Origin of the sequence: Cyanobium sp. BA20m-p-22 (assembly GCF_024346275.1) — a bacterium.
Lineage (GTDB): Bacteria > Cyanobacteriota > Cyanobacteriia > PCC-6307 > Cyanobiaceae > Cyanobium_A.
The window spans coordinates 1-5,852 of sequence record NZ_JAGQCQ010000237.1 but is presented as its reverse complement, the minus strand read 5'-3'; the positions used below and the strand labels follow the sequence as shown (position 1 = coordinate 5,852).

Below are 5,852 nucleotides of genomic sequence, written 5' to 3'. Positions count from 1 at the left end.
GCACCCATAGGCGGTTTCGCCAGCGGCAAAGCCATATCCATCAAGCAATGCAAATAGAAAACCGATTTATCGAGCAGATCTCGTCCTGCCATCCCTTTTGGAAGCACCTCAGCAATGGCAAATATGGGTTTCAGTGCCCCTACTGCCGCTGGGGGCGTAAACCCTCAGACCGCACCGCTTATCTGATGCCGCGTAGGCGCTCTCCCTTCCAGCAAGGCAGTGGAGTGGTGGTTTCGCTGCAACCACTGCAACCACGCCACCACCTTTGAGAAGTTCCTTGAGGCGCACCACCCCTTAGAGCATTCCTCCTACCTGCTGGAGCGTTACCAACAGGGCACCACAGGCAAAGGCACCAACTGCCCAAACCCTGACTTCAAGGGACTGCTGGAGCAGGCATCGCTGCGTAACCGTCAAGGTAGTCAGGCGACCACATCAGCACCCCAAGCGCCAAAACCAGCAGGGGGCATCCAGCGCCTGCCGCGCTCCAGCAAGGAAGACCAAGCGTGGTGGGGCGGTTACTTCCAGCGCAACTACGGCACTCCCACGGATGCCCAACGGGACTGGCAGCGCCCTCGACCGGACCAAAACAGATAGGAAAACGGTTACGCGCAATTGTTGCGGAATGCTAACAAGCATTTGACGACAGCGCGTAACCGTGCCATACTAAGTCCATCAGCGAAACCGAGGCACTCCTCGGACTTCAAGGTCAAGGCAACGAGCGACTGCCTCTAAACCCGCCGCTCCCCCGAAAAGAAGACGCCCAGGGTCAAAGGGCACCACAACTGAATACCTATACCCAAACAGGGTTTCTTTTAAGACCAGACATTCCCGCCCTGGTCGTCTTATCAGCACTGGTGTTCACCCGCTGGTAGTTGCCGTTCTTTCCTCCAGAAGAGCAGGCAACTGAGAAATGGAGAAGAATACTTCTTCTCTTAACCAATGTCTAAAGGATTTGCCGTAAAGCAGCAAACTAAATGCCAGTATATTGCAAACTACATTAGGACCTCAGGGGAAATCCTTGCTGGATATCGGACCTTGGAGGAAGCAAAGTCTTCAATGTCTAATCGCTGGTTCAACCAGTACTGCGTTAATAGCAAGGACTACTCTGTATCGGAACTTCTGACGCCTGCACGTCAACCCCTTGCTATCAGGAATAACTTGTCACGCAAGGGCGGCAAGGGCGTGCTAACTGGTTACAATGGTGTATGGAAAATTTTTATCCATCCCAGGAGCAAGTACTCGCTCAACTTTGACATTTCAGTCATGGCAGGGCGTCATTACCGCTTTCATTCAGACGTGATTAAGCATAATATTATTAGTCATTACGGCAAGAGCATTTACGACCAATGGCGCATGATTGTAAAGAGCGATATTGATTCCCTCGGGAAACTCGTAAAGGAAGTTCGGTCGCAGATTACTTCTATTCCTTGGTCGTATACGTGTTCCCAAAGTTCCGCGAATCTGTGCGAACAGGTGGGAATTGACATCTATCGTGGCACTGCTTTCCTGTTCCCTAATTCATTTTCTGGGGACTAGGAAGTTTAGGCAATAAGCAACCGCCTCTAAACTCTCTCTGCCGCCTTATCAGGAACGCCGCACTCGGTCAATGTGCGGCAACTTTCCTTCGGGAAGCGGGATAAACCTCGCTGCTTCGGCAAAAGATATTGAGCGACCGCCTGCCGCTTTGTAGTGGGACCTTAGCAAATACAAACTAAAACCATGAGCAAACTGCAGACTAAACTCCTCCGCCTCCCACAGGTGAAAGAATCGACCGGACTTTCGAAATCCAGCATTTATGCCCGTATCGCAGAGGGTACTTTCCCGAAGCAGATTTCCATTGGACCACGCCTTGTGGTATGGGTGGAATCGGACATTCAGAACTGGATTGCCGAACTAGTCTCAGCGGCGAGGGGGTAACACCCCCCTTTTTTATGTTTGCAATCCATTTTCCAGTAACAAGTCACCCCAGCGATTCATAAAATCAATCCGTTCATCCAGAAACTGTGCCTTGTCATATGCCTGACGGACCTTGCCTGGGGGTTTGTGACCCATCTGGAGATCGATGACGTGAAATGGTGTCTTAAGGATGTCCTGCCCGAAGGTCAGTGCCATATGCCTTACACCGTGAGCAACGAATTTGCCCTGATACCCCATCCGCTTGATTAGATGATTTGGTGTCTCCAAGGCGATGTGCTCAGTACCCTTGCCTCTGGAACTCTGAAAGATATAGGGCGAATGTCCCGTGATCGGTTTGAGGAACTCAAGAACATCGATCAGCGGTTGTGCCATTGGAATTAAGTGATCCTGCCTTGTCGAATCCCGACCCTTCATCCTCCTGGCGGGAATAGTCCAGATTTTCTGGACCCAATCAACCTCTGACCACTCCCCTGGCATCACGGCACCGACCCGCATAAAAGTCAACAACAAGACCTTGACGCTGGCGAGGGCAATCAAATCTCCATTGCCCTTATTGCTGGAGAGATCCGCCAGGAACCCAGGCACATCGTTCCACTCCAACGACGGATGACTCTTGGTGACATGCCCCGAATGAGCGTGTCTTGAACTCCTGGCGGGGTTGGGGTCAGGGATCCACTCGTGGTCGATGGCATAGGAGAACACCTGCCTGAGCACTCCAAACACCTTGTCGGACTGGTTGAGGGCACCCCTTGCTTCGATGGTGCGCTTGAAATCCAGGCACTCGCTTCGGGTAATTGCCTTGATCGACCGCTTACCAAAGACAGGCAGGATCTGGTTCTGCAACTTGTTCTTGTAGTCCTTGAGGGTGGTAGCAGCGAGTTTGCTGCTGATGCTTGCCAACCACTCCTCTGCCGCCTTCTGAAAGGTCACAGCACCTGTGCGCTGAATGGTCTGGCGCTGCTCTGACTTCAGTGCCCTGGGGTCTTCCCCCTGACGGCGCAGCACATCCAGTCGTGCCCGCTCCTCCCGTGCCTCCTTGAGCGTCCACTGCCCAGGACCCTTGCCGTAGGGACCGATCTGATAGTCCCGCTGCTTGCCTTCCTTCCCAGGCGGGAAGCGGTGACGCCATACGAAATAGCGCCCGCCATTGGGGTAGACCTCGACAAAGAGGGCATCACCAGCGGACTCCCTATATTTCTTCGACTGGGGTTGAAGCGCCCTGAGATCGCTGTCTGTGAAAGGCATTTGAGAAATACCCCAACACTCAAATCATACCCCAACACCTAGGAGGGCATACCCCAACATTTCCCCCAACCAACTTTTTCGACCACCCTGGTTTTAGGCGGATTTACCTGGACCACCTACCCGCCAAGAACCCAGATACAGCAAAGGGTCTGGACGAACCAGACCCTTTGAAAACTCCTCAGAAGCGGAGAGGGTGGGATTCGAACCCACGGAAGGTTTCCCTTCAAACGATTTCGAGTCGTTCGCTTTCGACCACTCAGCCACCTCTCCAGCGGCCCCTCGGGCCTTATGCACTTTAAGGATCGATCATCCCCGCACCGCCTGGAGGGATCCACTGGGGCCGCTGGCCGCCCAGGTTTCTGGCCAGCCCGAGGGGATAGCTCCGCTCAGCCACATCCGCTCGACCCCCAGCTGCTGCAGCTGGGTGCGCTCCCGCTGCGAAGGGCGAAAACCCAGCCACAGTCCATCAAAACCGCCGCGGCCAGGGCCGTAGCGCTCCTGCCAGGCCCAGAGCGCCTGGCGATCGGGCAACAGCAACCAGCGCCAGCGACCCAGTTGCAACTCCATCGCCCGGCTTTCGATCGCCACGGGCGCAGCACTCAGGCCCTCGCTGGCCAGCCGTTGACCCGGCTGAAGGGGCAGGCTGCCATCGGCGCTGGCAAGTACCATGCCTGCCTGGGCCCGCCAGCAATCGGGCTGCTCGGGCGCCAGCGGATCCAGCAGCAGGGCCCAGTCGAAGCGCTGCACCCCCAGACCCCGAGCTAGCTGGCTGGCCTGACTGCAACTGAAGCCATCGGCGGAGCTGCTCACCAGTGCCGCCCGGCCCCGGTGCCGTGCCACCAGCAGGTCGAGCCGCCCCTGATGCACCAGCAGCAGCTGGTCGGCACCTAGCAGGCTGAGGTGGAGGGCCACGACCAGGGCCAACAAGCCAAACCCCAGCAGGCGCCAGCGCCGGCCCAGGGCCGGCAAAACCAGGGCCAACAGGGCCAGGCTGAGCAGCAGCACCAAAACGGGCGTCGGCCGGCCCAGTTGCCACTGGGCCATGGGCAGCTCAGCAAAGGCCTGCACCACCAGCACCAACAGCCGGCACAGCCAGTCGACGGGCACGGTGGCCAAGGGCAGCAACGGCGGCAGCAGCACGGCCAGACAGGCCAGGGCCATGGCCCCCAGGGTGAGGGGTGTCAGCAGCGGCGCCACCACCAGGTTGGCGGGCACCGCATAGAGAGGCACCACGCCGAAGTGCAACAGCTGCAGCGGCAGGGTGTACAGCGAGGCCGCCAGGGGCACCGCGGTGGCCGCTGCCAACCAGCCTGGAAGCCAGCCAGGCAGCCAGCGGCGCAGACCCAGCTCCAGCGGCCGGGCCGAAAGCACCAGGGCTGCGGTGGCCACCACACTCAGCTGAAAACCAACGTCCAACAGCCAATCGGGCCGGGCCAGCAGCAGGGCCAGGGCACTGGCGGCCAGGATTCCCAGGGGCCGACTGCGGTGGCCACTCTCGAGCACCGCCAGGGCCAGCGCCCCCATCAGCACGGCCCGCAGCACCGATGGCTGGGGCCCGGCCAGCAACACGAACAGGCCCATCGCTGCTGCCGCCAGGCCCAGTCGCGCCGGCTGGGGCAAGCGGTCGCCAAGGGGCAGCACCACACCCAGCAACACCGAGAGATGGAAGCCCGAGGCCGCCAGGGCATGGGAGAGGCCCGACGCCCGGAAGGCCTCGCGCAGCTCGGCCGGCACCGGCACCACCGCACTGCCCAGCACCAGGGCCGCCAGCACCCCGCCGCGGTCGGGGCCTGCCTGCCGCACCAGGGCCTGGGCCATGCGACGGCGTAGATCGGCCACCGGCGTGGCGGGCCGCTCCAGCACATTGAAGTCCTGCACCTGCAGCTGGCTGAAGGCGCCCTGGCGAGCCAGCCGTTCGGCGGGGGCTGCCAGCAGTGGATGGGGTGAGGCCTGCGGCCGGCGCAGGCGGCCCCGCACCCGCAGGCGCCAGCCCTCCTGCAGGGGCGGACAGTCGCCAAAACGCAGCTCGGTGCGCCCCACCGGCAGCTGCAGCAGGGCCCGGCAACTGCCGGTGCCAACGCTGGAGCGCGGATCGCCCAGCAGGGTGCCCGTGAGCTCTAGCGGCAACTCTGGGCTGCTGGCGGCCTCCAGCAGCAGCACCGGGTCAGCGCCAGCGGGCTGGAGCGGCATGCTCGCAACCAGCACCACCCGCAGCAGCAGCAGGGCCAGCAGCAGCCCCCACACTAGCGGTTTCAGCCTGCCCCCGCTGCCGCTCGCCACCACTGCCCCCTTCCGGTTGGTTAGGGAGCCAGGGTTCCCACGCCCCTACAGGTTGGGAATCTTGAGCAGCAGGTCGCAGGCCTGGCGGCTGGGCATCTGCTGACCCAGCAGCGGTGCCACCAGCGCGGCCACCGGCCGGAGCCGGCAGGGCCACACCGCCCGCTCACTCAGGCGCCCCAACTGGAAGCTGCCGCCAGCCAGCACCAGCAGCAACAGGCCTCGCTGCAGCGCAAGCTTCAAGGCGCCACGGCCGCAGGCTGGCGCTTGGCCGAATCCAGCAGCGGAAAGCCCAGGGCCTCCCGCTCGGCCAGCCAGGCCTCAGCCACCTGGCGGGCCAGGGTGCGGATGCGGCCGATGGTGGCGGTGCGCTCGGTCACCGAGATCACACCGCGGGCCTCGAGCAAGTTGAA

General features: G+C 60.8%; 7 protein-coding genes and 1 tRNA gene. 3 read left to right on the top strand and 5 right to left on the bottom strand.

Annotated features, from left to right (window positions below; genetic code table 11):
* Positions 1–219 precede the first annotated feature (219 nt).
* From KBZ15_RS16780 to KBZ15_RS16770, 3 genes are all read left to right on the top strand, one after another.
* Positions 220–594: a hypothetical protein gene (locus KBZ15_RS16780; RefSeq protein ID WP_255016353.1), complete on the top strand. Its 375-nt coding sequence runs from the start codon at positions 220–222 to the stop codon at positions 592–594.
* Between the two features lie 441 nt (positions 595–1,035).
* Positions 1,036–1,536, top strand: coding sequence for a hypothetical protein (locus tag KBZ15_RS16775; protein ID WP_255016352.1), 501 nt, complete (start codon positions 1,036–1,038; stop codon positions 1,534–1,536).
* Positions 1,537–1,719: 183 nt separating this feature from the next.
* Entirely contained in the window at positions 1,720–1,917 is a 198-nt protein-coding gene (locus tag KBZ15_RS16770) for an AlpA family transcriptional regulator (protein WP_255016350.1), read from the top strand.
* A gap of 12 nt (positions 1,918–1,929) precedes the next feature.
* On the opposite strand, the gene KBZ15_RS16765 is transcribed toward KBZ15_RS16770, so the two are convergent.
* The 5 genes from KBZ15_RS16765 to KBZ15_RS16745 all read right to left on the bottom strand — a co-directional run.
* Positions 1,930–3,162 (bottom strand): site-specific integrase, encoded by a 1,233-nt coding sequence (locus tag KBZ15_RS16765; RefSeq protein WP_255016349.1) that lies wholly within the window; start codon positions 3,160–3,162, stop codon positions 1,930–1,932.
* A 185-nt stretch (positions 3,163–3,347) separates the two neighbouring features.
* Positions 3,348–3,432 (bottom strand) — tRNA-Ser (locus KBZ15_RS16760).
* A 36-nt stretch (positions 3,433–3,468) separates the two neighbouring features.
* Positions 3,469–5,442 (bottom strand): ComEC/Rec2 family competence protein, encoded by a 1,974-nt coding sequence (locus tag KBZ15_RS16755; protein WP_255016348.1) that lies wholly within the window; start codon positions 5,440–5,442, stop codon positions 3,469–3,471.
* Positions 5,443–5,487: 45 nt separating this feature from the next.
* Positions 5,488–5,682: a hypothetical protein gene (locus KBZ15_RS16750; RefSeq protein ID WP_255016347.1), complete on the bottom strand. Its 195-nt coding sequence runs from the start codon at positions 5,680–5,682 to the stop codon at positions 5,488–5,490.
* The coding region (locus KBZ15_RS16745; RefSeq protein ID WP_255016354.1) for a glycine--tRNA ligase subunit alpha at positions 5,679–5,852 on the bottom strand (174 nt) is incomplete at its 5' end. The genes KBZ15_RS16745 and KBZ15_RS16750, both read right to left, overlap by 4 nt.

Bases quoted from the DNA above. Each gene is read 5' to 3' on its own strand.
- KBZ15_RS16770 (WP_255016350.1), top strand. From the start codon at position 1,720: ATGAGCAAACTGCAGACTAAACTCCTCCGCCTCCCACAGGTGAAAGAA.
- KBZ15_RS16765 (WP_255016349.1), bottom strand. From the start codon at position 3,162: ATGCCTTTCACAGACAGCGATCTCAGGGCGCTTCAACCCCAGTCGAAG.